Genomic DNA, 26,935 nt, shown 5'->3' on the forward strand with positions numbered 1-26,935 from the left:
TTCTGTCTAAAAATCCAATCCAATGAATTCATATTCTTTTGTCATTCTGGGAGGTGGAATTGCCGGACTGACAACCGCTATTGCCTTGAAGAAAATCGGGATTGATGCCATGGTCATGGAAGCTGCCATCGAAATCAAGCCTGTCGGTGCAGGACTGGCTTTGGCCGCAAATGCCATGATGGCTCTCCGAAAAATCGGCGTCGCGGATCAGGTAATCCGGGAAGGACGGGAGTTGAAGGCGTTTTCCATTTATGATCAAAAGGGTAAACTCATTAGCCGGACGGATACCGATCCTGCCAATTCAAGATATGGGATCAGTAATTTCACCATTCATCGGGCTGATTTGCATCGGGTTTTGTTGGCTCAGCTTGATCCGAGAAACGTCCTGACCGGAAAGCGATCGGTGGATTTTACTGAGGATTCTGAAGGCTTTTTGGTCCGGTTTGAGGATGGAGATCAAATCCGTGCAAAATACCTGATTGTGGCGGAGGGGATTCATTCACCAATTCGAAGAAAACTGATTCCAAGTCAAAAAATCCGCTATTCAGGCTATACTTGCTGGAGAGGCATCATGGATAATTCCGACTTGAACATCGCCGAAACTTCGGAAACCTGGGGCAAAAAAGGAAGGTTTGGAGTCACTCCCTTGGCAAAGAATCAGGTCTATTGGTATGCCTGCATCAATGCGGCTGGGATAAATTCTCCGCTGAAAAACTTCACGAAAGCCGATTTGGAGGAGAACTTTAAAGACTTTCACTTCCCAATTCCCCAAGTGCTGGCAGGTACCAAGCCGGATCAGATCATTTGGAATGACATCATTGATCTTGATCCCTTGCCTCGTTTTGCTTTTGGAAACCTGGTTCTGATCGGTGATGCGGCACATGCCACAACGCCGAATATGGGGCAGGGTGCATGTATGGCTATTGAAGATGCGGCAATTTTAGCAAGTTGTTTGGAAAATAATCCGAAGCCAATCCAAGCTTTTGAGCTTTTTGAAAAGAGACGACTTTCACGCACTCATCGGATTGTGCAGGATTCGTGGAGGTTGGGGATTATCGCCCAACTTGAAAATCCTTTGTTGATGACCTTGAGGAATACATTTTTTCGGATGATTCCCAGAAAGGTGACCCAAAAGCAGATTGAGACCTTGTATCAGGTGGACCTTTCCTAACCGGAACAAATCCCACGGCGACTAGGGTGAGTGGAGATTTAATTTCTGAAAGCAATTCTTTTAGGTAGTTTGGGATTTATGGAATTTAACCCCGTTTGACTCCTAATTTTTCTAACAATCCGAATTTAGCTTGGCGGTCTTAGCCCGTAAGGTTATTTTCAGCCCCTAATTAATTAGCTACTTTATTTTATGATCTCAAACCGCAAATCGATTGGGTTGGGGCTGGTTTTGACTTTTTCAGTCGTTTCCATCCAAGCCCAAACTCGCCTTCAGCTTGCTTCCTTTGAAAACAACAAGGGGAGTTGGTCTGAAGTAGCCAAGGTTTGGACCGATCCCCTTCAGTCCAATTCCGAGCTTTTTTCCGAAGGAAAAGGCAGTATAATTCTCAACTCACCAAGCAAGAAAAAGCCAGGCACCGACTTGGTTTCAACCGAAAAATTCGGAGACGCTGAGGTTACATTGGTTTATTTGATGGCCCCCGGCTCCAATTCCGGACTCTACCTGCAGGGCCAATACGAAATTCAGTTGTTGGATAGCTGGAACAAAGTGAGTGTAAAAGCCGGAGATAACGGTGGAATCTATGAGCGCTGGGACGAATCCAAACCGGATGGACAGAAAGGCTATCAGGGATATGCTCCCCGTCAAAATGCAAGTAAAGCGCCGGGAATCTGGCAGACCTTGAAGGTGCAATTCAAGGCTCCGAGATTTTCTTCTTCCGGTGAAAAAATCGAGAATGCCCGCATCGTCTCTGCTACGCTAAACGGGGTGACTATCCATGAGAATGTAGAGCTTTTTGGCCCCACCCGCGGAGCATTGGAAGGTGGAGAAGTACCAGAAGGACCCATTCGAATTCAGGGGGATCACGGTCCCATTGCAATCCAATCCTTGGAGGTGAAACGATTTGAGACTGCCGCTCCGGAGTTTAAATCAATTTCATATCAGGTTTTTCCAGGTTCCTTTACCCAACTGCCGGCAATGGATGCCCTCAAGGCTGCTTCTTCTGGAAAGATTTCCAATTTCGATGAATTTGTGGCTGGGCTTACTTCAGCCTCTTTGAGTAAGTTTGAAGGTACAGTTTCAGTTAAAAAGGCCGGTAATTATACCTTTCGTATGACCGTTCCCAATGGCTTGGGAGCAATACAACTTGGCCAGGCATCTGAGCCAATCCAATTGAGAGAGGGGATGATTGTCGCCGAAAAAGCGCTTCAGGCTGGTGAGATTCCATTTGTGATTTGGGTTTCCAAACCTACTGATTGGACTGCACAGGGCTTTTTCCTTTCAGCCACTGCTGATGCGATGTGGCAAAAAACTTACAGCAATCCAGCTGGAGCGGATTTTTGGGCTGCCGATCCGATTTTGGTTGATACCAAAGAAACCCCTGTTTTACGTTCGTTCATCGAGCTGCCTAACCGCAGCAAAATCTCTCATGGGATTTCTGTCTCTTCCCAATCCGGAGCCCATTTTTCCTATGATCTTAATTCCAATCAGATCCTTCGAATATGGAGAGGCCATTTTCTGGATGCGACTCCGATGTGGAACGACCGCGGAAATGGAGTTTCCAGACCTATGGGTGCTGTCACCGAATTGAGTCAGGGATCTCCCTTGTTTTACGACGCCGCATACAACCCGATTTCCGGGGAATGGAAACCCAGAGGATATCAAATCCTGGGTGATGGCGCGCTCACTTTTACCTCTAAGTCCGGAGATGGTAAAGAGCTGAAGGATAAGGTTCTGGTGATGTCAGATGGAAAAGGACTGAGCCGTGAAATCCTCTTGTCCGGAAATTCAAGCCAGCTGCTGGTCAGGGTAGCTCCCGGAAAGGTGCTGACTGAAGTGGCAGAGAACCTGTATTGGATTGAGGATTCTGGTCTTTACCTGAAAGTGAATGTTGCGGGTCAGAAGCCACAGGTAGGAGCGGATGGAATTTTCCTCCCGGTTACTTCTTCGTTGAGCTATAGTCTCCTGTTTTAATCCTGAAAAGAAAGAAAAGATATGTTTCGATTGAATATTAACCTGAAAACCTTGACTCTAAGTGCAGTGGCACTTGGGATGAGCCTTTCTTTGTTTGCTCAGGAGTCGCCCAAGGAAGAAGATTTTTTCAAAATCCTGAAAGTTCCAGCTCCGGAAGGAACACTGCTGGAAGTGGGAGGATTGACCATGTTGCCCAACGGAAATCTGGGAGTAGCCACCAGGAGAGGGGATGTTTTTATCGTGGAAAATCCCACCGCTGCGAGGCCTTACTTTCGGAAGTTTGCTTCCGGTCTCCATGAGATTCTTGGACTGGCCTATCATGAGGGTTCACTCTACATGGTACAGCGCGGGGAGCTGACCAAATTGACCGATTTAAACTCGGATGGAAAAGCGGATTGGTACGAAACAATAGCCAGTTGGCCACTGTCTGCGCATTACCACGAATACAGCTTTGGACCTAAAATCACTCCTGACGGGGCATTTATCGTCACCGCCAACGTTGCATTTGGAGATCAGGAATGGTGGAGAGGGGAGAGTAGAGTGCCTTATCGCGGTTGGACCTTGAAGATTCATCCCGATGGCAGGATCGAACCTTGGGCAACAGGAATGCGATCTCCGGCAGGACCTGGAGTTTTGAACGGAGAAGTGTTCTACACCGAAAATCAGGGCGATTACATGGCCTCGGGAGGACTTTGGCATTTGGAAAAAGGGGATTTTTCAGGACACCCGGCTGGACTTCGCTGGTCTGAATTGCCTGAATCCCCGATCAAAATGACTTCTTCGCAGTTTGATGCTGTGGTAGATCCGATGAAAATCAAAGATGCAAATGGCAGGTTTATCAAGCCTGAAAATGATGTCAATGCACCTTTTATCACGTTGGCCGAAGCTAAAAAGTCTTTGCCGGCGATCAAACTTCCGGCAGTTTGGATGCCTCATGGCGTTCATGGAATTTCCAATTCTGAGCCGATCGTTATTCCCGAAGGCTATTGGGGGCCATTTGCAGGTCAAATCCTTATCGGAGATCAGGGCCAAAGTAAGATCATGCGTGTGATTCTTGAAAAAGTGAACGGGGTGTATCAAGGTGCTTCGATTGACTTCAGAAGTGGCTTTCAGTCGGGAGTTTTGCGGATGGTATTTGCAGCAGACCAGTCGCTTTTCGTAGGTGAGACCAATAGAGGTTGGGGCTCAGCAGGAGATGCCAATGAGGGTTTGCAGCGCTTGGTTTGGAATCGCGAGGCTCCCTTCGAAATGCGAACCGTAAAAGCAAAGCCAGACGGATTTGAGATAGAATTCACCAAGCCAGTCGATAGAAAATCAGCGGAGGATTTGTCATCCTATTTGATTTCAAGCTTCACTTATAAGTATTTCCCAGTTTACGGTAGTCCTCCGGTCAAACCGATGGATCATGAAGTATTGGGTGTGGAAGTCTCTGAAGATGGGAGAAAAGTAAGAATTGCCATCAAGGATCCGCAGCAATACCATGTCCACAAAATCAGCCTTCCTGGAATTCGGGAAGCGATCAATTCCCACGAATTGGTCCATACGGATGCTTACTATACCTTGAACGAAATTCCATCCGAAGACAAGATGGTGATCAAGCCTAAGCCTGTGGTCGCTGCGTTGCCTGCTGCAAAAGCTGCGGCTCCAGCCAGCAAGCCTTCCGCTCCTGCAAAGCAGGTTTCAAATGCAATTCCATCGGATGAAGAAATCAAGGCCTTACTGACCAAAAATACCTGTACGGCCTGTCATCAAAAAGATAAAAAGGTGGTTGGTCCAGCTTATGTGGATGTAGCCAAGCGGAATTATTCCCCGGAGAAAATTGTGGAGCTAATCTATAATCCTCAGCCTCAAAACTGGCCCGGCTATGCCACTCCGATGGCTGCCATGCCTCAGGTGCCAAAAGAGGAAGCCCTGAAAATTGCCAGGTGGATTAATTCCCTGAAATAAGTTAAAAACCGGAGAGATGAGCTCCGGTTTTTTTATTGAACCTGGTTAGAATTTGAGGAAAGCAGTCTTGCAGGATTGGTTATCTTCTCGTTGTGTGATAATTGCCTCATACCTGATTCATTTTGAATTGAAGAGGTGTAATTCACTAAATCAGATTACAGCGCAAAGGATCAGTTTATTTTTACCGGGTTGATGCTTTTGTACTGAATAGTTTTTCCCGTTGGGAAATGTTTCGAATAACTGATGTGAACTGTACCGTTCGAGTCCTGAATCAGGGAAGGATAGGAGAAACTTCCTTTTTTGTCTTTGTCATTTTCCAGGTAATAGGGATTGGTTGACCAAGTCAGCCCCTCATCCAAGGAAGTCCAAAGAGCGAGTCGGTATCTTCCGTCATGCAGATCGTTTCCGATCATCAGCCATCTTCCGTCCGCCAGCCTCAACAATTCCACACTGGCAGTATTGGGAATGGAAGTTTTGATAGCGGCAGTCCAGGTTTTTCCCTGATCCTTTGAAATACTTTGCTGGATGAAAGTCGGCCCATCACCGGAGTCACGAAGCATGGCTACCAGTTCCCCATTATTCCGCAGCGCCAATGCCGGCTGAATTGGACCTTTTCCAACTAAAGGCAAGGAGGGTTTCCAGGTTTCTCCGGAATCATCTGAAATGGCCATCATCGAAAAGTTGAATCCATCCGAATACAAGGGCAAAATGATTTTGTCTCCGATCACCAAGGGCTTGATTCGGGTCATCCATCCTATGCTTCTTTTTTTGGAATCCTCTACTGCCTCCAGAATCAACTTTTCGTAGCTGGGTGCATATTGTGACCAGCCAAGGTTGGATTCCGGTAGTTCGTTAAACCTATTCTGAACCTCTTTCACAAATTCCTCTCCGGGCTGGAGGAGGATATTGTCTTGCCAGTTCCAAATCGGAGCTCCTGTCTGTAGGTAGTTTTTACTTTTACGGGTTCTCAAAATGGAATTTTCCCAGCGATTGCCAAGGACCGCTATCCAAACTAGGGTAAGTTCCTGTTTTGAATTCAGGAAAATCACCGGATTGCAGTCGGGAATTCCAGGAGTATCTGCCATCAAAAAAGGTGCTGACCAAGTGGAGGAGGTTTTTGCTTTTCTGGAGCCCATGAGGCGCACATCGTCGGCTGTCCGTTCCCCTGATCCCTGAAACCATACGGCAAGTAAATCACCGTTGGGTAAGGCAACCAAGCTGCTGCCGTGAACGTGCTCATCTTGGGGGGCGAAAATTTCCAGGCTGGACTCGGTGACCAAAGTAGGAGATTGGGCAAAGGCAGGATTTGTGCCGATCCAAATCATAAAACAACCCATCCACTGATAAAAGAATTTTTTTGATGTCATGTTTTTCATTTTAACCTCTTTGACCAGCTGACCTGAACCAGTAATTCCAAAAAAATGACTGGTTAAATTCATTTAGCAGAATCAAGTCCTTCAATTTTGAACTTCCAAAAGGCTACTTTTTGTCTGTTCCAAGTATAAGTTAAAACCAGGTGCTCACCATCGAGAATAATGGAAGGATAGGAGAATTCGGTCTCCGGATCATCGCCTTTTTCAATGATTTGGTCTATTTTCCAACTCTTCCCATTGTCCAGAGAGATCGCGAGGTTGATTGGGTTTCGGTCGCCCCAATTTCCGGAGACGGGATTGTAGATCAGGGCGATTTTTTCTCTACCTAGATGTGCTACTTCAATGGCACTGTTGTTATTGGGCAGATCGGTGAGGTAGATCGGGCTCCAGGTTTTGCCGTAATCCTTGGAATCGCTTCGGGCGATTTTTCCACCTGAGCTCCTCATAAGTAGATGAACATTTCCAGGAGAAGATTCCCAAGCCGTAGGCTGAATTACACCTTCCTCGGGAATCAACGTCCGGTCAAGCTCCAGAAATGGGGTGGCTTCCCAGGTTTTACCACCATCCATACTTCTATCCAGGAAAGCATTCCACACTTTGTTCTTTTCGTTGGAAGCAGGAGCAAGCCAAGTTCCATCCGAGAGGATGAGGATGTGATTTCGAACAGGGCCTCTGCCGCCCCGGTCTCCGGGGACAAGTTCTTTCGGCTCTGACCAGGTTTTTCCCTTGTCTTCGGAAGTTTGAACCCAAGTTTCCCAGTCGTCGATTTCTTTTCCGACTTTGAAATAGAGGTGTAATTTTCCGTCAGGTGCGTTGAAAAGAACCGGATTCCAGTGTGGATCATTTCTGATTTTAGCGACTTTTTGAGGAGTTTCCCAGGTTTTGCCATCTCCTCTGGACATCCAGATGCTGACATCGTCGTGTTTCTCATGCGTACCTCCAAACCATGCTATCAAGTATTCACCGGGATTAACAGCTACAATTGTGGAGGCGTGTCCCTGTGCAAATTCCGGATGACTTTCAAAGATTTTTCCCGAGCTAACCGGGATCAGACGCAATGAATCGGAGATTTCCGCATGGGCGTATTCAGAAGTTTTGGAATTGTTGCATTCAAAAAGGAAAACAGAAAAAATTGAAAAGCTGGAAATTCGAAGGATCTGAATAAGGAATTGCTTCATGGGTAGGTTTTGGGTCTATGCAGTCGAAAAGAGAAGATACTAAACTTCCTAAAAAATTATGGAAAAGCCCAGTTCTTGGTTTTCGATTTAGGCAAAATTTAGGTAGGGTCGGTTTTGGTGTTTTGATTAATTCGCTAAACCGGAAGGAAAGGGAAAAATTAAAAAGATTGTAGAGCGGATAGTTTAACAGGATCTGAGATGTAGCTTGGCTTGAATTTGCACCTGTTACCAAATAAAAAAAGCCATCCAATTTGGATGGCTTTGTGGGCCCACTTGGCCTCTCCCGAAAGCTTTCGGGACAAGCACCTTCTGTCCCGATAGTTATCGGGAGAGTCAGTTGTCTTCAAATCGTTTGAGAAGGTTTTGACCCAATTCTGGGAACTGAATCAGGTTTTGGAGGTATTTCCGTGATTTCATCCGTTTTAGATGATGTTCAATTTTTCGGATTTGCGAATAGGATTTCCCTTGAACCTTCCAGGCTAAAGTCCAGTCATTTGCTTTTTGAGTGAAGTTTTTGGCATCATATTTTTTTTAGCAAGATGATTTTCAAGTCTTTCTTCCACACTCAAAGTTGTTAGACCAATATAAAATCTGTCAAGAGACTGGGAAAAAAGCACGTATACGAAAAAGCTGTTCATAGGATAAAAATAAAAAAAGCCATCCAATTTGGATGGCTTTGTGGGCCCACTTGGAATCGAACCAAGCACCTACTGATTATGAGTCAGTTGCTCTAACCGAATGAGCTATAGGCCCTTTAAAAACCCCAAAATTGTTGCCCAATTGGCTTCAAACCTTGGTTTTCGGAGTGCAATGTTACATATTTGAGATCATATACACAACCACAGTATTCAATGAAAAATGCCCCTGATGCTGACTTTTTGATCTTTGATTTGGGCAATGTCATCATCGATATCGATTACCATCGTTCTCTTGGATTGATAAAAAATCATGTACCTGAATCCCTCCATGCCAAGGTGGATGGGTTTTATCTTACTGATTTTCATAAAGCTTATGAAAAGGGAAAGATCGATTCTCCTACCTTTCGCAATGCGGTTCGAGAGTATTTTGAACAAAATTGGGAGGATCAGAAAGTGGACGAATTGTGGAATAGCCTACTTGGAAAAATTCCCGGTGAACGACTGGAATTGGTCTCTAAACTGAGACAAAATTATAAAATCGGCGTCCTCAGTAATACCAATGAAATTCATATTGATGCGGTGTATGAAATGCTTCGCAAGGATCATGGCTTAAACAGCTTTGATCCGCTCTTTGATCGAATATTTTACAGTCATGAGATGGGACTGGCCAAGCCATCAAAAGAAATCTATGAACGAATGTTGGTTGAACTTGGAACTACTGCGGAGCGGGTTATTTTCTTTGATGATTTGGAAGCCAATGTGAAAGGTGCCGCATCGATTGGTGTCCGTGCGATTCATGTGACAGGTCCAAACGTATTATTTGACTTTTTTGGACATGTATAAACCTAAAGAATATCTCATCCATGGATTGCTTTTCTTTCTAACTCTCGGCGCTGCGACACTTGCCGGTGGAGAGTGGGTGTTTGGAAAATCAATTCTAGTGTCAGGAGAAGCTTTTTTGACTTGGGAGTATTTCCTCAAATCCATGGCGTTTTCTATTCCCTTTATTGGAATCTTGCTCATTCATGAATTGGGACACTTTTTCACTTCTTTGTATCACAAGGTAAAGTGTAGCTTACCGTACTTTATCCCTGCTTGGTTGGGATTCTTGGGAGCCCCTTCCATCGGTACTTTCGGAGCCATCATCCGGATGAAAGGCTTTGTTAACAGTCGGAAAAAGTTTTTTGACATTGGGGTGGCAGGTCCTATTGCCGGATTTGTGGTTGCACTTGGGGTTTTGGTTTATGGATTTACCACCTTACCTCCGGCTGAATACATTTATTCTGTCCATCCGGAATATGCTGATCCCAACTTTCAAGGATACGGGGAAGATGTTCTGGATTTTGAATTGGGAGGAAACCTACTGTTTTGGGGGATGGAACAGGTATTGGCAGACCCGGATCGAATGCCTGAAATGTCTGAGGTAATTCATTATCCCTTTCTTTTTGCGGGTTACTTAGCGCTGTTTTTCACAGCGCTAAATCTTCTGCCTATAGGTCAGTTGGATGGAGGGCATGTGGTGTTTGGGCTTTTTCCCAGGTATCACAAAGAAATCTCCTTGGTGATTTTCACGCTTTTTCTGGCGTACTCTGGATTGGGAGTGATCAGTCCGATTATGCCATTGGAAGAACTGATCATCCGAATTCCGCTGTATGTGGGCTTCTTATACATCTGCTATTCCAGGTCCCATTTATCACTGCAGACCAAACTGACCATTGCACTTACCCTTGCAGCTGGGCAATATGCCTTAGCTTTTCTTAAGCCCGAATGGGAAGGGTATCAGGGTTGGTTGTTCTTCGCATTTTTGCTCGGAAGAGTGATGGGCATCAGACATCCGGAAGTTTCCGATGTGGAGGAGTTGGATGGCAAACGAAAAGTGATTGGCTGGTTGGCCATCTTAATTTTTGCGCTCTGTTTTTCACCAAAACCCTTCATTTTCTCTTAAACAAAAATCCCGAGCCGGTTTAAATGGCTCGGGATTTTTAAAGGGCTCTGTAAGCTAAGATTCCGCCGAGTACATTTCGGACTTTAGTAAATCCTTTGCTTTCCATGAATTTCTTGGCATTTCCGCTTCGGGCACCTGATCTGCAGTGGATCACGATTTCTTCATTTTGGAATTTTTCCAATTCGGCAAGACGGTGTGGTAGCTCTCCAAGTGGAATATTATCGGCTCCAAGGTTATCCTCCTCGTATTCCCACTCTTCCCGAACATCGAGGAAGTGGAATTTCTCGCCCTTCTCAAGACGATCTTTCAGTTCATTTACGGTGATATCTTCCATGCTATTTTGAGACTAGAATTCGGAATGATTTTGGACCGGATTCGGAAAATAAATTCACGACATAAATTCCGGGTCTTTGTCCACCAAAATTAACAATTTCCCCCTCATCCCTTCTCTCTCTTGGTAATAAAATCTGTCGTCCAAAAGAATCGAAAATTACCAAGTCGGTAAATTCACCCTCGATGTGCAATTCACTTACCACAGGATTTGGATAAATTCTGAATCCTGCCTCAGGGATCACACTTTCTTCAAAAGGTGGAGCAAGTGAAACATGTGGGCGGATCATAAGAGATCCTTTTACTTCTTCATTTTGTACCCAACCTCCTCCGACATTGTAGAAAATTTTATCAGCTTGATCGTTGACCTTATCCAAGCCAACATGGAGGAAATCATTGGTGAATTGAGTGAATCCAATGTGAAACTCACCGGTTATTCTGAGGTTGGTGTCCAAGGAGTAGTAAATAAAATCCTGACCAGGGACCTTGACAGGAATCAAAGATTCTTTGGAGAAAATGGGGCTTTTATCAATTTCGTCCCAAACCACAATATCTATAGCTTGATTTGCCTGGCTGGCATTTGTGAAGTTGATCGAGATTCCCTTTAGGTAAACAGGTTCTGGGGCGTTATATTTTACTGCTAACTGACCAGCTCGCTGATTGATACCTGCAGAATAATCTGCAGAGCCGTTGTCATAGGCGAAAAAATCCCGAATTGGAAACACTGTTTTAACAGTATCATTTTTCCTAAAGTCAACGGAATTGTACCTGACAGTATCTCCGTTATTGATTTCAAAGAGAAAACCATCCCCGGAAGTAAGAGAGGTTTTAATGATTAATTCAGAAGGTGATGCGGGGACTGGAATTTCTTCAAATTCCCGGCTTAGGAAAGTTCTTCGTTCCAAGGCATTGGGTACCGGATTGAATGGAGTATTAGAATTAACCGGAAGGATTACTTTACCAAGGCTGTCTTGGAATTGGATAGAGTATTCCATCGCTCTGAATCGGTTTTCCAGATTTAAAAACTCATTTTCAATCTGGGACCAAAGTCCGGACTGTTTTCCCTTAAGGAGTTCATAGGGGTAGGCGGTGAATTCTCCTAGAGTAACCTGATTCGGTTGAGTAAGCGATCTGTCCCTGTAACTGAGGTCTGTCTCACTTCGTTTTATGTTGAGGTATACATAATCTACCAACCAGCTATCAAAGGGGCCGATTTGTCGGCCGTTTGAAAGAAAGCGAAATTGAAACGCAGGATGTTGCCACTCGGGCCTGATACGGATTATTTCTTGTTTGAACTTGGTCCGGTCGAGATTTTCACCACCCGGCCGAAACCAGACTGTTATCCAATTTCCTTCAGAATTCAGTATTTGTAAAGTCAATCTGTCGCTTTCATCAGGGGCTTCGGATTTTCCTCCAGCTTGCCAGAAAAAGCTCAGGAAGAGACTTTCCCTGTACACAGCAGAAATTGTGCTCAGGTCAAATGGTTTGCTGGTCAGGAAATCGCTTTCCCCCTGGTCCCGAACTTGAAGAGAATAAGGCTCGCCATTGGCATCCACTCCGTTGAAAAGGATCGCTCCCAACGAAGGAGCATTTTCTCCGATAGTTTCGGTATATGACGCTCCTTCAACAGTCCACTTAAGTGTGTCAATACCAGTAGAAAAATCATCCCAAAAAGGAAGTACATTTTGGTTTTGAACCCTTGTGAAAACTTTTGATTCAGGATTTGAAGAGAATTTTTGCTGATGAACTGGGCCGATTTCCACAAACTGAGCACAGACTTTTTCATTTCGCAAAAACAGAAAAGCGAAGGTGAAAAAAAGTGCCCAAGGTGTAAAAATCTTTTTCAATTTATTAGTTTTTGGCTACCCAAATATCTACTGCCTCTCCAGTTTTGATCTCTGTTCCGGCTGGAGGTGATTGTAAAAATACCTTTCCGGGAGCTACAGAGTCTGTGGTGCTGTAGTTTTTATTTCCAACTCTCAGTCCAGAACCTAAAATTAGAAACTCTGCGTCCACTTCGTCCATTCCTTTCAAATCCGGCACCAAGAGTAACTGATTTCCCATGCCGTCACCAACTACCAAATCTATCCGTGCACCTTTTGGGATTTCAAAGCCTTCACGAACACTCACTCCTCGGTAGCGCTGCTCAAGTACCACGTTGAATCCAATATCCGGTACAAAAATGATGTCCCCACGCTCCAGACCCAGATTAGCCAGAATTTCCTGCACATTTTTCAGAGGCATATTGACCAGATTTGGCATTTTAATCAACGGAGCATTTCTGGCATTGATGGTCAGGTAGATTCTCCGGCCACTTTTTACCTGAGAATTAGCTTCGGGGATTTGTTTTAAAATGGCCAAAGCAGGCAATTCCATACTGAAACCAGAGTCTACCGATACTTCATATTGCAGCCCTGCTTGATCCAAAATATCGACCGCCTCTTCGTATTCATAGCCGGAAAGATCCGGCACAGAAACCGTTTCACCGTGATTGGTGTAGAGAGGCAAGTATACTTTTAGAAATAGAAAACCAAGGAAGATCGAAATGCCGATAATGATCAGCAGATTGATGAGAATTTTTTTGAGAGGGTAATTCAACGAATTCATTTAGAATTTTAAGTCAGACTAAGATAGCTGGAATTTTTGATCGTTTAAGGAACAAAAATCCTAAAAACAACCCAAAGGAACAGGCAAAAAATAAGCCGAAGCGTTCAACTTCGGCTCTTTTAAGATCAATTAATAATCAACCTCTTCATATCCTGAATAGAATTGCTGGTGATTTTTATGATGAATACCCCCGGACTGAACAAATCTGTACTGAAGGAGTACGTTTGGTTTAAGGTTCCTGGATAGTCAACTTCATGGACAATAGCTCCAGTCGCAGATACGATTTGAATGGTTACATTTTCCCGTGAAGGAAGATTAAATGCTAAATTGAAGTAATCTGTGGCTGGATTAGGATACAAAACGCTTGATCCTTCGCCCGGGATGACAGGGTCTGGATTCGCGCTCAGGAAGAGTTCGAGATTGTCCAGATAAACTGGGGAATTGGATGTTCCTTTAGTTTCAAGGACAAAAGCTAAGCGAACATTATCCGAATCCGGTCCTGCAAACTCTGTTAAGTTGACGTATTTTCTTTCATAGTCTCCTGAAGAATTTGGATTTGCCTGGCCTACACTTACGGTAGAAAGCTCCGAGCCTGTGGCACCCCAGACTTGGGTGAAATTAATTCCACCGTCGGGACTGGCAAGTAAAAGTAATCGGGTAGACGGATCAACTGTGCCTGCAGCGATGTCAAAGAAAATACTTGCTTGCCGTGACTTGTTCAGGCTGAATACCGGAGTTCCCAGCCAATAGGAATTCCCTGAAATCCCGTTTTCCAATCTTGCAACATTGTTTTGACTTGCTCCATTACTGGTTGGGGTTATAGTCCAAGAGGCAAAATCATTTTCGGGGTTAACTGTCAACCATGGAGTCAGATTGGTGCCGTTGTTGAAGTTTTGTCTCCAAGGCACCTCTATGACTTGCTGGTCCTCAATATTAAACTTCCTGAAAACAATAATTTCAGGACTGTTTTGATCAAAATTTGGCTCTCTGACAGAATACCTAAGTTGATTTTTTCCGTCAGCTGTTGAATTGTTTAATTCCAGGTTCACTTGTTCTCCCGGAGCTATGGTTGATCCCGAGCCGATATAGGTCTGAGTGTTGGAGAAATTTGTGGTTCTGTTGAACAGGAATTTGGTAACAGGCAAATTCCCGGTGTTTTTAATGCTTATTATTTCAGTTTCATGCTGTCCGGTACTGAGCGGAGTAGGGGATACGATTTCCTCTATTTTCAATTCATATTTGAATTCTTCCTGAGGCAGGATTCTGATATTTCTCAGGTAGATGTTATTTCCAAACGAGTTTCTTGTGGTGATTGCAATTCGGACTTTACCCATTGATTGAAACTTGTTCAAATTGACCAGTTCGGTCCGGAATTGATCATTTGAAGTCGGAATAAATTCATTCAAAGTTGGACTTGATGTTTCCAGTCGGGTACCGGATTTAATATAGGGTACATCAGTGACATTGAAATTAGCTCCGCAATCTTCTGAAACTGAAACGATCAACTCATCCTGATATCCTGCCTGATTATATGGTGCATGTGCAACCTCAAATACAAGCTGGGCATTGGGATATTTGGTGAGATCGATGATTGGAGAAATCAAGTAATCATACTGACCCGCTGCTTCATATTCATAATGTTGGATGAAAACTGCAGGTTGGCTTTGACCTGAGACCGTAATGGAGGTTTTTTGCCAAGTAAAGCTTTTGTCCGGATTACTGATTACCCATTGACCTGGGAATGACCCAATATCATAAGTATAAGGGAGTGATATTTCACCCTGTAGAACGGGATTTGAAGTCTTTGAATTATTGTCAGCCTTGTCGTCTGCTAGGTCATTTACTTGGGTAATCCGGAATTCTATCTGATTATTACCTTCTGATAGTATCACTGGATTAAAAGTCAGTGTAGTAGCGTTGCCGGTTGGCAGGTTAATGGAAAACCTTCTGTTTTCAATAACCACTCCGTTTATTCTGAATTCAATTCTTGTTGAAGTAAGTGTTTCGGATCCGGCATTTTGAACTTCTACCTGAGGCACGATATTGAGGTCGCAGATCGCCTCAACAGGTTGGATAATCCGGGTAATTGCCAGATCTCTTGTAGGTAAAACTGGTTCCTGGGTGGCCCTGTTATTTACCAGTGTGACCCTTCTGGGGCTGTTTTCCAAGACAACATTGAATCGTTCCACTTGGCCGCGAGTAAACAAATTCATACAGGCATCCGGTGTGTAATCCATGTAATTTTGGATCATGTTGTTGTTGCCGCATGAAAAACGGCTGGGATTTGCATTGCAGATGTTGTTTGAATTATCCTGCTCCGGAGTATCGGTAACAAAGTCATCAACCCCGCAACCGCCGTCACCCCAGATGTGCCTTAATCCAAAATAATGTCCTACTTCGTGAGTGGCAGTTCTTCCCAGAGATGCTGAGGTTGCACTTCCACCAATTCCGAAAAAACGGTAATCAATTGTCACTCCATCAATGCTAGCCGGAGTAGGGGAGAAATTCAATCCTGGAAGGTCAGACACGGGAAAAGAGGCATATCCGATATACGGCTGCACCAAAGGCACTACCCAAATATTCATATACTCCTCTGGGTTCCACTGAGAAAGTGATCCGATCAATGAAGCATCGTCCGGTGAATAGGTCGTTTTTGTACCCTGTAGGCGTACAATCCCGGTAGTAGGAAGACCATTTGGATCTTGTTTTGCCAAAACAAATTCAATGTTGGAATCAGCAGCTACTGGCAGAAATTCAGCAGGAGTCCGGTTAGCATCTGCATTTAGCCTTCGGAAGTCTTCATTCAAAATCCGGATTTGTTCGGCAATTTGAGCATCCGGAATATTTGTACCGGTTCCTACCGGTGTACCTGTATGAATCACATGAACAACAACAGGAATTAGTCTTGGCCCTTCCTGAGTCCGTGCGATTTGAGGTGTTTTTCTTCTGGTTTCAATTTTTTGATTGATCCAGTCTTCAAAAAATCCTTTACTTCCAAAATAGCCCATTTCCTTTTCGAGTTTGGCCTCGATCAGGGTGTGGGCACATTTTTCATCATGGCTGTGGGAAGGAGTTACTCCTAAGGATTGAGTCGCATCCTGAAGTGAGATTTTTTGCCCAAAAGATTCAGTTGAAAAGAAAAGAATTCCCTTCACTAAAAGAAACAAACTAAAAAAACGTAAACCTTTTTTCATTCAATTGAATCGGTCAGGCCAAGGTAAGATTTACCGCTTCCACCCTGGAAATTTCAGGAATAGCGCGTTTAATGGCCTCTTCGACTCCTGCCTTCAGGGTCATGGAAGACATGGGGCATGAGCCGCAATTTCCCATCATCTCTATCTTCAAGACAAAATCATCTGTCAATTCAACGATTCGCACATTTCCTCCGTCAGCTTCCAAATAGGGTCTGATGGTGTCCAAAGCAAATTCGATCTTCTCTCTGAGTCCTGCTTCCATTATGAGTTAAGCTTTTACTTCTACTATTGATGTTTTTTCAATTGATGCGTTACGGATTGCTACTTGTCTGGCTACCGATTCCGCAAGGTTCATATAGGCATCTTTGGTCAATCCGTTTTTCAATACCGCCGGATAACCGGTGTCGCCACTTTCTCTGATACTTTGTATAATCGGGATTTCTCCCAGAAAAGGAACTTGGTACTTCTCCGCTAATTTTTTACCACCTTCTTTTCCAAAAAGGTAGTATTTATTGTCGGGTAATTCCTCAGGCGTAAAATAAGCCATATTTTCAACAACACCTAAGATGGGTACGTTAATTTGAGGCTGCCTAAACATGGATAAACCTTTATTTGCATCAGCTAACGCTACTTTTTGAGGAGTGGTTACGATTACTGCGCCAGTAACCGGAACGGTCTGTACCATAGTCAAGTGAATATCCGAAGTGCCTGGGGGCAAATCGATCAACAAGTAATCCAACTCTCCCCATTCCACATCAGAAATAAATTGTCTCAATGCCGAACTTGCCATCGGGCCTCTCCAAACTACCGCACTATCTGTGGGCGTCAGGAAGCCGATGGACATTAGCTTTACGCCATATTGGGTAATGGGAATGATGATATTTTTTTCTCCTACCTTTTTAACAGAAGGCTGTTCTCCCTCGACGTTAAACATGGTAGGTACAGAAGGACCTGAAATATCGGCATCAATAAGGCCGACTTTAGCCCCCAGTTGGGCTAAGGCGACAGCCAAATTAACGGAAGTGGTTGACTTTCCGACCCCGCCTTTTCCTGAGGCGATAGCTATGATGTTTTTTACCTGCGGAAGGATAGGAGCTGCATCTCTGACTGTAGTTACTTGAGAAGTCATGAAAATATCCCATTTCCAATCAGTCCCATAGTCTTCGGTGAGGGCCTCGATGCAATTGTTTTTGATGACTTCCTTAAGCGGACACGCAGGTGTGGTAAGCACCACTTTGAAGCTTACTTTATTACCCTCTACCTGAATTCCTTGGATCATACCCAGACTTACCAAATCCCTTTTTAGGTCGGGGTCCTGTACCCTGGACAATGATTTTTTGATATGATCAGCAGTCAATTGCATGAGTTATTTCTAAATTTTTCGCAAGGTAATCTAAGATTGTGGCTTTGAAAACAACTTTCAATACCTGCCACAGTGAAACTCCGCCCGACCCCAAATAGTTCTTAATTTCTCGCTTCCTAATCTGAACTCAGCCGTTAACTTTGCCTACTTTCAAATTCCCATGAGCATCAGCAAACTTACCTCCGACAAAGTAAAAGAACGGGCCGACATCGTCGAGGTAGTGGGGGATTACGTTCAGCTGAAGAAAAAAGGCCAAAATATGTGGGCCTGCTGTCCATTCCATGGGGAAAAATCTCCGTCGTTTTCCGTGTCCCCAGCCAAGCAGATTTACAAATGCTTTGGATGCGGTAAGGCAGGAGACCCGATTCAGTTTGTTATGGACATCGAAGGGGTCGGTTTTCAGGAAGCGATTCGTCAATTGGCTGGAAAATACGGGATTGAAGTAGAGGAGGACGAGTCTCGGACCCCCGAACAAAATCTGGAACAGAATGAACGCGAGAGCCTGTTTATCGCACTCAATTTTGCTAAGGATTTTTTTGTAAAAAACCTCCAGTCCGAGGAAGGGAGGTCAATTGGGCTCAGTTATTTCAAGGAGCGTGGATTTACTCCACAAATCATCGAAAAGTTTGATCTGGGCTATGCTCTGGATGGTTGGGACCATTTTCTGAAAGCAGCCAAAACTGCCGGATTTCAGGAAGATATTTTGTTTAAAGCAGGCCTTGTCCTTCAAAAAGAAGGGGATGCGTCTCGAATTTATGACCGATTCAGAGGGAGGGTTACTTTTACCATCCACAACATCAGTGGAAAGGCAATCGGTTTTGGTGCGAGAATTCTGACCAAGGACAAAACGCAGCCTAAATACATCAATTCCCCGGAAACGCCCATTTACCACAAAAGTGATGTGCTCTATGGGATGTTTCAAGCCAAAAAAGCCATTCGGGATTTCGATAATTGCTATTTGGTGGAAGGTTACACGGATGTCATTTCGATGCATTTGTCGGGGATTGAAAACGTGGTTGCTTCTTCAGGAACTTCACTTACCGAGGGGCAAATCAAATTAATCAAGCGCTTCACCAACCAAGTCACTGTGCTCTATGATGGTGATGCTGCAGGAATAAAGGCTTCATTGAGAGGAATTGACCTGCTTTTGGAGGGGGGGCTCAATGTCAAAGCGGTAGTTTTTCCGGATGGAGATGATCCGGATAGTTATTCCAGAAAAGTTGGGTCCCAGGCATTTCAGGATTATCTAAAAGAGAACAGCAGGGATTTTATCGGGTTTAAGATTGGTTTGTATCAGGATGAATTTGTCAAAAACCCGATCCGTAAAGCTGAGGTAATCCGGGAGATTGTTCAAAGTATCGGTAAAATTCCGGATCCGATTATCCGGTCTGTCTATGCCAAAGAAGCTTCTGGACTACTTCAGATTGAGGAAGAGATTCTGCATGCTGAATTGAATAAGTCGCTGATTAAGAATCAAAAAGATCATTTTCAGAAAGCAAAAGAGGAAGCAGAAGCGGAGGAAAAGCTCGAACAACTTTTCCCGACGGCTCCACAGATTTCAGTCGAAGACACACTGAAAATCCAGGAGCGGGAGACTATTCGCCTATTGTTAAATTATGGTTGGCAAAAGCTCGATCAGGAGGAATTGCGCCTTTGTCAATATTTACTTTCAGAGACTGAGGAAATCGAATTTCAAACTCCAATTTATCAAAAGATTCTAAAGATGTATCGGGATGGCCTTGCAAAAGGAGAGATTCCGGATACCGATTTTTTTGTAGCGCAGCGGGATGCGGAAGTACGGCAGGAAGTAATTGATCTGATCACTCCAAGGCATGAAATATCAACCCATTGGCATGAGCGGCATCAGATTTTCATCACTACAGAATCCGATGATTTGGCCGGGACAGCTTTCAAATCAATCTTAAGGTTAAAAAGAAGGCTGGTTCACAAAATGATGGATGAAGCCATGCAGAAAATCAAATCTGCCGAAACAGAAGGTTTGGACACAGATAAAGTATTTGAACTTCAGCAGGTCTATTTTGAATTGAAAAAAGTTCAGCTTCAAATCGACAAGGAGCTCGGAATAGTCATCGGCTAAAGCCAAACTTTATTTGGCTTAGGGCTGTTTTAAGGCTGAAAGAGTCTAACTTTGCTCTTCAATCTATGAATCCAAAGACAACCCAAGTGGAAAACTACCAGCTAGACCCCATCGAAGACGCAATCGAAGCCATCAAAAACGGGGAAGTGATCATTGTAGTGGACGATGAAGACCGCGAAAATGAAGGCGATTTTGTCTGCGCGGCAGAAAAGGTAACTCCCGAAATCATCAATTTCATGGCTACCCATGGTAGAGGATTGATATGTGCTCCTTTGATTGAGGATCGCTGTGACCAGTTGGGATTGGAGCTGATGGTTGGCACTAATACCGCAGCATTCGAGACGCCTTTCACAGTTTCAGTGGACTTGATCGGACATGGTTGTACTACAGGGATTTCAGCTTCTGATCGTGCAAAGACGATCAAAGCGTTGATTGACGATTCGATCCATCCCAGTGAATTGGGAAAACCTGGTCATATTTTCCCACTGAAAGCCAAAAGAGGCGGCGTGATTCGAAGAGCTGGTCATACTGAAGCGGCAATTGACTTTGCGAGGCTTGCAGGAATGTCTGCAGCGGGAGTTCTGGTAGAGATTATGAATGAAGACGGCACAATGGCCCGACTGCCGGATTTGGTGAAAGTAGCCGATCGGTTCAAGTTGAAACTGGTTTCCATCAAAGATCTGATCGCATACCGACTTAAAAACGAAACCTTGATTAAGCGGGAAATCGGGGTGGAATTACCGACTACTTGGGGAAATTTTGATTTGATTGCTTTCAGACAAACCAACACCCAGGAAATCCACATGGCCTTGATCAAAGGAAGTTGGGAACCCAACGAACCTGTTTTAGTTCGTGTACACTCTTCTTGCGCCACAGGAGATATTTTTGGAAGCTGCCGTTGTGACTGCGGACCTCAGCTTCATGCAGCCATGGAAATGGTCGAAAAAGAAGGAAAAGGTGTAGTCCTCTACATGAATCAGGAGGGTAGAGGAATCGGCCTGATTAATAAACTTAAAGCTTACAAGCTTCAGGAACAGGGGATGGACACCGTACAGGCCAACCTTGCTTTAGGCTTGCCTATGGACGGAAGAGATTATGGTGTTGGTGCTCAGATATTGAGAGACCTCGGCATTAGCAAAATCAGGCTGATTTCAAACAATCCGCAGAAGCGAGTAGGCCTATTGGGTTATGGATTGGAAATCGTGGAGCAAGTGCCCATTGAAATCAAACCGAACCCTCACAATGAAAAATATCTGACTACGAAAAGAGATAAAATGGGACACAATATTCTTAAATAAAAGAATGTTGTTAACTTAAAATACGCTCATCTTCTCTTTTTAAAAAACCCAAAGTAAGATTGATCGTTTACTCTTAGCATATTGATCGCCATGAAAAAGACAGTCTTAATCCTAAGCTTCATTTTTCTGAGCTTGGTTTCGGTCTTAGCTCAGAATAGTCAGTTTCCATCACAAGTTTGGCATAAAGGAAATATTTACCTCACCGATGGGGCTTCTCTCTCCGGACTGATCAAATATGACCTGGAAAACAACTTGGTTCAACTTCAGACCGAGACGGTAGAAACCTTCACGGCTTCCAACGTTTCCAACTTTGAGATTTTCGATGAGATTTTTGGAGGTATTCGTAGATTTTATAGTCTTCCTTATGCCCTGAATGGTCAATATGAAACCCCTACGTTTTTTGAAGTTTTGACTGAAGGGGATGAAATGGCCCTATTGTGTAGAGAATATATTGCGACTGACACCCGGGGGATGAACAACTGGGGTCCAGTTGCTATGAACCCGTTTTGGGGACCTCAAGCCTATACCGGATATCGTCTTGCATTTAATTATTATTTTTTCAAAAACGGGCGAATGGAACGTTACAGTTTGAAGAAAAAAGATCTTTTTGCGATGCTTCCAGGTCATGATGAAGAGATTGATCTTTTCATGAGAAAAAACCGATTGGAGCATGATAAGCGCGGAGATTTGCTTAGAATTACCGCGTATTACAACGAATTGCAGAATTAATTTTTATGTCAAGACCGCTTATCCTCGTCTCCAATGACGACGGAATCACCTCGAAGGGAATCAGAGTCCTTGTGTCAGTAATGAAAAAATTGGGTGATGTGGTAGTTGTCGCACCAGACAGTCCTCAATCGGGGATGGGCCATGCCATAACAATTGGAGAAACACTGAGACTGTACGAAGAAGATATTTTTGAGGACGTCCTGGCCTACAAATCCAGCGGAACCCCTGCCGATTGCGTCAAGCTGGCTAAGCATTATGTACTGAAAGACCGAACTCCGGACTTGGTAGTAAGCGGAATCAATCATGGCTCCAATACTTCGATTTCAGTACTTTATTCAGGAACCATGTCTGCGGCAATCGAAGGAGCATTGGAAGGTTATCCTTCTATTGGGTTTAGTTTGTGTGATTTTTCTTCAAAAGCTGACTTTTCCCACGTGGAAGAGTGGGTAGAAAAGATTGCCAGACAAGTTTTGGAAAGAGGAATTGCCAAAGGTGTTGCCTTAAACGTGAATTTTCCTCCAAAGCGAAATGAAGCAATTAAAGGAGTAAAAATATGCCGTCAGGCAGATGCCAAATGGCAGGAAGAGTTTGCGGAGCGCTTTGACCCAACTGGAAGAAAATATTTTTGGATGGCAGGCAACTTTGTGAATTTTGACAAAGGAGAAGACAACGACGAGTGGGCAATTGCAAACAATTACATTTCTATTGTTCCCTGTCAATACGATCTAACGGCTTACCACGCCATTTCCCAGATCAACAAGGAGTGGGATTGGGAGAAGCTGTAAGGGTTGAAAATCCTTTTTTTTAGTATAAGCGGTACTTTTTCACTTTCATATTTCAGAGAATGATTATTTTGCAGGTATTCCTGATTTTGTAAAACTCTGTGAGTCGCCCGATTCGAACCCTTTATCTTTTCTGTACGCTTTTGATTTGTCCATTAGGGAGCTTCGCTCAGGAAGTTTCTTTGGATAGTCTTAAGACCCTTTTGCCAGAAAAAACCGGCAAGGATCGAATTCTTTTGCTCAATGAGTTGGCCACAGGCTTAAGGGAAAGTGATCAAACTGAGGCAATGGCTTTTTCCCGGGAGGCAGATTCACTTGCCAAAATCATGGAGGATTTTTCCGGGCAAAGCAGGGCTCAGGAGAATATGGGATGGATTTTCTACAGAAAAGGGCAGTGGCAAAAATCCTTTGATTATTCCAAAAGTGCCTATGATTTAGCAGTAAAGGCAAATGATAAGTTGCAAGCCGCCCGGTTGATGAACAATATGGGGGCCTTGTATTATGAGCAACAGAATTATCAAATGGCTATTCAGCAGTTCAAAAAAGGGTACGAGCTTGCCACGGAAGTAAACGATCTTTCCACCCGGATTCGCAGCCTCAATAATGTTGCTTTGAATTTTGTCCAAACTGGTCAGCTAGATTCAGCAGAATCTTATGCCAGCCGATCCATTCAGCTCAATGTGAATGCAGGTACTCCATATCTTACTTCATTCGCACATCGGGTTATGGGAGACGTGTTCTTGGCAAGAGGACAATACGATTCCGCCCAGGCCATCTATGAACGGTCTTTGAAGATGTCAAGAACTCAGGGGATTAAGTCATTTGAGGCTGGAGTCCTTCACCGTCTTGGTAATGCCTATCTTTTGGATGGTAAATTTGATCAGGCGGAGGATTTACTGACATACTCGATCAAATTATGCGAGGAAAACGGCTTTTTGGATGAACTTTCCAAAAGCCATCGCTATCTGGCTAAAGTCTACGAAAACAAAGGTGATATCCAAAAGGCATTCATTCACCAATCCCAATTTTTGGTACTGAACGATTCATTGGTGAATAAATCCAATCGGGACAGATTGGCTTTGCTTCAGGGGATGTTTGAGGAAAATCTGGAAGAGTCTGAGTTGGAGTTGTTGAAAGCTCAAAACGAGAATCAATCCTATCGACTAAAAACCTCAAGAAAGTATGCCATATTTTTTGCGGTTACTGCAATTGTGATTTCGGTTCTGGGGATTCGGCTTTTTGTGATGAACAAAAATGTGCGATCAATAAACGCCGATCTCCTTGCTCAACAGAAGAAAATCGAAGAGCAAAATCAGGCCTTGGAACTCCAGTCTAACCAACTAAGGGAGATGAATGAAACCAAAAACAAACTTTTTTCAATTCTTGGACATGATTTGAGAGGGCCTGTGGAGCAGGTCAAATCAGTAGTAGATCTTCTGTTGGCTGGACATTTGGAAAAGGAAGAATTCAACGAACTGTTGGGAGTGTTAAGTAAGGATATTGATTCTGTCAATTTCACACTCATAAACACCTTGAAATGGTCAATGGCCCAAATGGAGGGATTCAAATTAAATCCTTCCCATTTTGATCTTAGAGCAGTGGTTGACAATTCTTTGAAGTTGCTCGAAGCCTCCTTCAAAGCGAAATCACTAACTGTTTTCAATCAAATGGAGTCCAAAGTGGAAGTTTTTGCAGACCAGGACTTGATTGAAGTTGTGATCAGAAACATTCTCAACAATGCGGTAAAATTTTCAAACACCGGAGACGCGGTCACTATTTTTTCAGAAAGAGATGATAATTGGAGCTATTGGTGCGTGTTGGACCAAGGAGTCGGAATGACAGAGGATCAAGTTCAACTTTTACTCTCTGATTCTTATTCATTGACTAAATCCCGCCCGGGCACCAACAAGGAAAAAGGCTCAGGTTTGGGATTACAGTTGGCTAAGGAATTTACACGCAAATGCGGCGGAGAAATCACCATCGATAGTCATCCCGGTCATGGCACAAAGTTTTGCATTAAATTGCCAGTAGCGCAGCAATCAGTCGAGCAAATTCAGTCTGTCTAAAGTCAGGAATCGCTCTAGAGGGAGTTTTGAATTTAATATCCCCAGTTCCTCCATGGTATTCATTGCATCCTCCAATTCGGATTTGGAGACTATGGCTTCGGTTTTCCAACGGGTTTCTTCCAACCAATTTTCAATTCCACGTTGATCCAAGCGATAAAACTTTGACAGTTTTTTGGCTAAGTCTGGATCTGCACTAATTGACTTTGAAATCCCATATACCCTGTCCCGAATGGTAAATATTTGGTCTCCAAACTCAGCCAGCGCTTTTTCTGAGGCTACCATCACGAAGCAAGGCCAAGGACTTGGAACTTCCCCGATTCGCTTCATTGTGTGATTTTCCACCATAGGGGATGTGGTATATTTTTCCCAAAGAAAGATTCCTTCATTTCCAATATCCATGGCTGCTTTTGCTCCTTCCATGTTGTTGACTGTTTCAAAAGTCAGTTCTTCTTTCTTCCAAACTTCCCTTTTTGCCAAAACCAAGGCCATCAAATGAGAGCCTGATCCCATTCTGCTGACTAAAAAGTGCTTTTTCTTCAAATCCAAAAGTGATTTTACCGCAGAACCCGAACGAACATGTATTCCCCAATTCAGGGGTGTTTCTACATGGTATCCGATCATTTTTGATGGATTTCCTGCTTCAAAATCCTTCAAAAAACTCTCTGTTAATAAAATGGCCAGATCTGTTTCTCCATTTCTCAAAGCCAGATTCATCTGGCCGGAACCGCGCGACTCCTCGATCCATTCAATTTGGATTCCTTGATACTTGAGGGGTTGTTCATTTTCCAAAAGAACAAAAGGGAAATTGAAATGCTCAGGGACTCCGGTGATGCGCAGATTTTTCATTGGAAATGATTTGACGTAAATGTAAAAAGCCGATCCCAAACGGAATCGGCTTATTTTTCACATAGCAGGATTTAGTCGTGAGTGGCTTTGCGGTCGGTGATCAGTAGATTGGAAAGACCGGCCAAAATTAGGAGTGTTCCGGCCAACAGCATGGTGTTAATTACCGCTTCACCAAAAAGGATTTTGTACAGAAAATTGACTCCTCCCAAGGCTGCGACGATTTGTGGAATTACAATAAACATGTTGAAAATCCCCATGTAAAGCCCCATTTTCTTTGGTTCCACCGAGCTGGAAAGCATGGCATAAGGCATGGAGAGGATACTTGCCCAGGCAATTCCTACCAAGGAGAAGCAAATGTGCAACATCCAAGGCTCGGAGATGTAATAAATCAGAATGAATCCCAATCCACCGGCAATCAAGCTTAGGAGATGGAGGAGTTTACGGTTGATTTTGATTTTGGAAGCTACAAATGCCAGAATAAGTGAGAAAAACATGGAGACCAAACCATACGTTCCCAAATAACTTCCCACACTGTCAGCAGCGTTGTTGTACTCCACCGAAGTGGTGTCTGTCGCACCAAAAATATGTTCCGTAATGGCCGGCGTTGCAAAGCTCCACATGGTGAAAAATGCAAACCATGAGAAAAACTGAACCACCCCGAGTTGCTTCATCACAGTCGGCATTTCAGAGATGTTCTTTACGATCTCTCCAAACCCACTGAAAAAACCTTTTTTCTCTGCTTTTTCCTTTTCAAAAGCATCCATGTCCTCTGGTGGATATTCATCCGTGGTCAAAATGGTGTATAGAATGGAAGTGAAAAGCACAAAGGCTCCTATTGCAAAGGCGTACTTTACCGAATCCGGCACTACTCCCTCGGGAGCCGTGTTGGGCACTCCCAATTGAGTCATCATCCAAGGCAGGTTGGAGGCCACCCAGGTTCCAATGCCGATAATGAGCGTCTGTACCACAAATCCATACGAACGCTGAGAATCCGGAAGTTTATCCGCAACTAAAGCACGGAAGGGCTCCATGGAGATATTTATTGATGCATCCAAAATCCATAATGCTCCTGCAGCCATCCAAAGTGCCGAAGAGTAGGGGGCAAAAAATAGCGCCACCGTACTCAGGACTGCCCCAATAAAAAAGAAAGGCTTCCTTCTTCCAAATTTGGGATGCCAGGTGCGGTCACTGAGATACCCGACAATCGGTTGGACCAGAAGCCCAGTCAAGGGAGCAGCGATCCAAAGAAAAGGAATAGCATCCTTGTCTGCGCCTAAGGTTTGGAAAATTCGGGACATAAACCCACCCTGAAGGGCGAATCCAAATTGAATTCCCAGGAATCCAAAACTCATGTTCCAGATGTTCCAGAAGCTCAAATTCTTTTTAAAATCAGTCATTT

The 26,935-nt window shown here is 44.0% G+C and carries 21 protein-coding genes and 1 tRNA gene; 10 read left to right on the forward strand and 12 right to left on the reverse strand.

The window, feature by feature from the left end:
- Positions 1-22 precede the first annotated feature (22 nt).
- The 3 genes from D0X99_RS17325 to D0X99_RS17335 all read left to right on the forward strand — a co-directional run bounded on the left by D0X99_RS17325 (position 23) and on the right by D0X99_RS17335 (position 5,089).
- Entirely contained in the window at positions 23-1,171 is a 1,149-nt protein-coding gene (locus tag D0X99_RS17325; protein ID WP_119479121.1) for an FAD-dependent monooxygenase, read from the forward strand.
- A gap of 189 nt (positions 1,172-1,360) precedes the next feature.
- The gene (locus tag D0X99_RS17330; protein WP_119479122.1) at positions 1,361-3,142 is read left to right on the forward strand and encodes a 3-keto-disaccharide hydrolase; all 1,782 of its coding nucleotides are present in this window, start codon (positions 1,361-1,363) and stop codon (positions 3,140-3,142) included.
- Positions 3,143-3,163: 21 nt separating this feature from the next.
- The gene (locus D0X99_RS17335; protein ID WP_119479123.1) at positions 3,164-5,089 is read left to right on the forward strand and encodes a c-type cytochrome; all 1,926 of its coding nucleotides are present in this window, start codon (positions 3,164-3,166) and stop codon (positions 5,087-5,089) included.
- Positions 5,090-5,259: 170 nt separating this feature from the next.
- Here D0X99_RS17335 and D0X99_RS17340 read toward each other — a convergent pair whose 3' ends face one another.
- The 4 genes from D0X99_RS17340 to D0X99_RS17355 all read right to left on the reverse strand — a co-directional run bounded on the left by D0X99_RS17340 (position 5,260) and on the right by D0X99_RS17355 (position 8,393).
- Positions 5,260-6,456, reverse strand: a complete 1,197-nt coding sequence (locus tag D0X99_RS17340) for a sialidase family protein (protein ID WP_233553750.1) — start codon at positions 6,454-6,456, stop codon at positions 5,260-5,262.
- Positions 6,457-6,524: 68 nt separating this feature from the next.
- Entirely contained in the window at positions 6,525-7,640 is a 1,116-nt protein-coding gene (locus D0X99_RS17345; RefSeq protein ID WP_119479124.1) for a sialidase family protein, read from the reverse strand.
- A 479-nt stretch (positions 7,641-8,119) separates the two neighbouring features.
- Entirely contained in the window at positions 8,120-8,278 is a 159-nt protein-coding gene (locus D0X99_RS20785) for a GIY-YIG nuclease family protein (protein WP_147392257.1), read from the reverse strand.
- A 41-nt stretch (positions 8,279-8,319) separates the two neighbouring features.
- Positions 8,320-8,393, reverse strand: a tRNA-Ile gene (locus D0X99_RS17355).
- A gap of 98 nt (positions 8,394-8,491) precedes the next feature.
- Here D0X99_RS17355 and D0X99_RS17360 point away from each other — a divergent pair.
- Together D0X99_RS17360 and D0X99_RS17365 are read left to right on the forward strand one after the other, a co-directional pair.
- Positions 8,492-9,121, forward strand: a complete 630-nt coding sequence (locus tag D0X99_RS17360; RefSeq protein ID WP_119479126.1) for an HAD family hydrolase — start codon at positions 8,492-8,494, stop codon at positions 9,119-9,121.
- Positions 9,114-10,223: a site-2 protease family protein gene (locus D0X99_RS17365; protein WP_119479127.1), complete on the forward strand. Its 1,110-nt coding sequence runs from the start codon at positions 9,114-9,116 to the stop codon at positions 10,221-10,223. The genes D0X99_RS17360 and D0X99_RS17365 overlap by 8 nt, the downstream gene beginning before the upstream one ends.
- 37 nt (positions 10,224-10,260) lie before the next feature.
- On the opposite strand, the gene D0X99_RS17370 is transcribed toward D0X99_RS17365, so the two are convergent.
- The 6 genes from D0X99_RS17370 to D0X99_RS17395 form a co-directional block, all read right to left on the reverse strand.
- Positions 10,261-10,557, reverse strand: coding sequence for a rhodanese-like domain-containing protein (locus D0X99_RS17370; RefSeq protein ID WP_119479128.1), 297 nt, complete (start codon positions 10,555-10,557; stop codon positions 10,261-10,263).
- A gap of 1 nt (position 10,558) precedes the next feature.
- Positions 10,559-12,400, reverse strand: a complete 1,842-nt coding sequence (locus tag D0X99_RS17375; RefSeq protein WP_119479129.1) for a T9SS type A sorting domain-containing protein — start codon at positions 12,398-12,400, stop codon at positions 10,559-10,561.
- 4 nt (positions 12,401-12,404) lie between these two features.
- Complete coding sequence (locus D0X99_RS17380) at positions 12,405-13,160, reverse strand: PASTA domain-containing protein (RefSeq protein WP_119479130.1); 756 nt, start codon at positions 13,158-13,160, stop codon at positions 12,405-12,407.
- Positions 13,161-13,285: 125 nt separating this feature from the next.
- Positions 13,286-16,354 (reverse strand): M43 family zinc metalloprotease, encoded by a 3,069-nt coding sequence (locus D0X99_RS17385; protein WP_119479131.1) that lies wholly within the window; start codon positions 16,352-16,354, stop codon positions 13,286-13,288.
- Between the two features lie 13 nt (positions 16,355-16,367).
- The gene (locus D0X99_RS17390) at positions 16,368-16,616 is read right to left on the reverse strand and encodes a NifU family protein (protein WP_119479132.1); all 249 of its coding nucleotides are present in this window, start codon (positions 16,614-16,616) and stop codon (positions 16,368-16,370) included.
- A gap of 6 nt (positions 16,617-16,622) precedes the next feature.
- Positions 16,623-17,717 (reverse strand): Mrp/NBP35 family ATP-binding protein, encoded by a 1,095-nt coding sequence (locus D0X99_RS17395; RefSeq protein WP_119479133.1) that lies wholly within the window; start codon positions 17,715-17,717, stop codon positions 16,623-16,625.
- A 160-nt stretch (positions 17,718-17,877) separates the two neighbouring features.
- On the opposite strand from D0X99_RS17395, the gene dnaG reads away from it, so the two are divergent.
- The 5 genes from dnaG (at position 17,878) to D0X99_RS17420 (ending at position 24,690) form a co-directional block, all read left to right on the forward strand.
- Positions 17,878-19,815 carry a DNA primase gene (gene dnaG, locus D0X99_RS17400; RefSeq protein WP_119479134.1) on the forward strand — a complete coding sequence of 646 codons (1,938 nt, stop codon included), beginning with the start codon at positions 17,878-17,880 and terminating at the stop codon, positions 19,813-19,815.
- Between the two features lie 65 nt (positions 19,816-19,880).
- On the forward strand, positions 19,881-21,113 hold the full coding sequence (locus D0X99_RS17405; protein WP_119479135.1) for a bifunctional 3,4-dihydroxy-2-butanone-4-phosphate synthase/GTP cyclohydrolase II: 1,233 nt from the start codon (positions 19,881-19,883) through the stop codon (positions 21,111-21,113).
- Positions 21,114-21,203: 90 nt separating this feature from the next.
- Positions 21,204-21,842: a hypothetical protein gene (locus D0X99_RS17410; protein ID WP_119479136.1), complete on the forward strand. Its 639-nt coding sequence runs from the start codon at positions 21,204-21,206 to the stop codon at positions 21,840-21,842.
- A gap of 5 nt (positions 21,843-21,847) precedes the next feature.
- Positions 21,848-22,627 (forward strand): 5'/3'-nucleotidase SurE, encoded by a 780-nt coding sequence (gene surE / locus D0X99_RS17415; RefSeq protein WP_119479137.1) that lies wholly within the window; start codon positions 21,848-21,850, stop codon positions 22,625-22,627.
- 98 nt (positions 22,628-22,725) lie between these two features.
- A complete protein-coding gene (locus tag D0X99_RS17420; protein WP_147392258.1) occupies positions 22,726-24,690 on the forward strand; it encodes a tetratricopeptide repeat-containing sensor histidine kinase in 1,965 nt (654 codons plus the stop codon).
- Here D0X99_RS17420 and D0X99_RS17425 read toward each other — a convergent pair.
- Both D0X99_RS17425 and D0X99_RS17430 read right to left on the reverse strand, forming a co-directional pair.
- Positions 24,664-25,536 carry an ABC transporter substrate-binding protein gene (locus D0X99_RS17425; protein ID WP_119479139.1) on the reverse strand — a complete coding sequence of 291 codons (873 nt, stop codon included), beginning with the start codon at positions 25,534-25,536 and terminating at the stop codon, positions 24,664-24,666. The two genes, D0X99_RS17420 and D0X99_RS17425, sit on opposite strands and share 27 nt — an antisense overlap.
- 71 nt (positions 25,537-25,607) lie before the next feature.
- Positions 25,608-26,933, reverse strand: a complete 1,326-nt coding sequence (locus D0X99_RS17430; RefSeq protein ID WP_233553751.1) for an MFS transporter — start codon at positions 26,931-26,933, stop codon at positions 25,608-25,610.
- Positions 26,934-26,935: the final 2 nt, after the last annotated feature.

Source organism: Algoriphagus lacus, from assembly GCF_003583985.1.
In the GTDB taxonomy this organism is placed as follows: Bacteria; Bacteroidota; Bacteroidia; order Cytophagales; family Cyclobacteriaceae; genus Algoriphagus; species Algoriphagus lacus.

Bases quoted from the DNA above. Each gene is read 5' to 3' on its own strand.
- D0X99_RS17325 (WP_119479121.1), top strand. From the start codon at position 23: ATGAATTCATATTCTTTTGTCATTCTGGGAGGTGGAATTGCCGGACTG.
- D0X99_RS17330 (WP_119479122.1), top strand. From the start codon at position 1,361: ATGATCTCAAACCGCAAATCGATTGGGTTGGGGCTGGTTTTGACTTTT.
- D0X99_RS17335 (WP_119479123.1), top strand. From the start codon at position 3,164: ATGTTTCGATTGAATATTAACCTGAAAACCTTGACTCTAAGTGCAGTG.
- D0X99_RS17340 (WP_233553750.1), bottom strand. From the start codon at position 6,456: ATGACATCAAAAAAATTCTTTTATCAGTGGATGGGTTGTTTTATGATT.
- D0X99_RS17345 (WP_119479124.1), bottom strand. From the start codon at position 7,640: ATGAAGCAATTCCTTATTCAGATCCTTCGAATTTCCAGCTTTTCAATT.
- D0X99_RS20785 (WP_147392257.1), bottom strand. From the start codon at position 8,278: ATGAACAGCTTTTTCGTATACGTGCTTTTTTCCCAGTCTCTTGACAGA.
- D0X99_RS17360 (WP_119479126.1), top strand. From the start codon at position 8,492: ATGAAAAATGCCCCTGATGCTGACTTTTTGATCTTTGATTTGGGCAAT.
- D0X99_RS17365 (WP_119479127.1), top strand. From the start codon at position 9,114: ATGTATAAACCTAAAGAATATCTCATCCATGGATTGCTTTTCTTTCTA.
- D0X99_RS17370 (WP_119479128.1), bottom strand. From the start codon at position 10,557: ATGGAAGATATCACCGTAAATGAACTGAAAGATCGTCTTGAGAAGGGC.
- D0X99_RS17380 (WP_119479130.1), bottom strand. From the start codon at position 13,160: ATGAATTCGTTGAATTACCCTCTCAAAAAAATTCTCATCAATCTGCTG.
- D0X99_RS17385 (WP_119479131.1), bottom strand. From the start codon at position 16,354: ATGAAAAAAGGTTTACGTTTTTTTAGTTTGTTTCTTTTAGTGAAGGGA.
- D0X99_RS17390 (WP_119479132.1), bottom strand. From the start codon at position 16,616: ATGGAAGCAGGACTCAGAGAGAAGATCGAATTTGCTTTGGACACCATC.
- D0X99_RS17395 (WP_119479133.1), bottom strand. From the start codon at position 17,717: ATGCAATTGACTGCTGATCATATCAAAAAATCATTGTCCAGGGTACAG.
- dnaG (WP_119479134.1), top strand. From the start codon at position 17,878: ATGAGCATCAGCAAACTTACCTCCGACAAAGTAAAAGAACGGGCCGAC.
- D0X99_RS17405 (WP_119479135.1), top strand. From the start codon at position 19,881: ATGAATCCAAAGACAACCCAAGTGGAAAACTACCAGCTAGACCCCATC.
- D0X99_RS17410 (WP_119479136.1), top strand. From the start codon at position 21,204: ATGAAAAAGACAGTCTTAATCCTAAGCTTCATTTTTCTGAGCTTGGTT.
- surE (WP_119479137.1), top strand. From the start codon at position 21,848: ATGTCAAGACCGCTTATCCTCGTCTCCAATGACGACGGAATCACCTCG.
- D0X99_RS17425 (WP_119479139.1), bottom strand. From the start codon at position 25,536: ATGAAAAATCTGCGCATCACCGGAGTCCCTGAGCATTTCAATTTCCCT.
- D0X99_RS17430 (WP_233553751.1), bottom strand. From the start codon at position 26,933: ATGACTGATTTTAAAAAGAATTTGAGCTTCTGGAACATCTGGAACATG.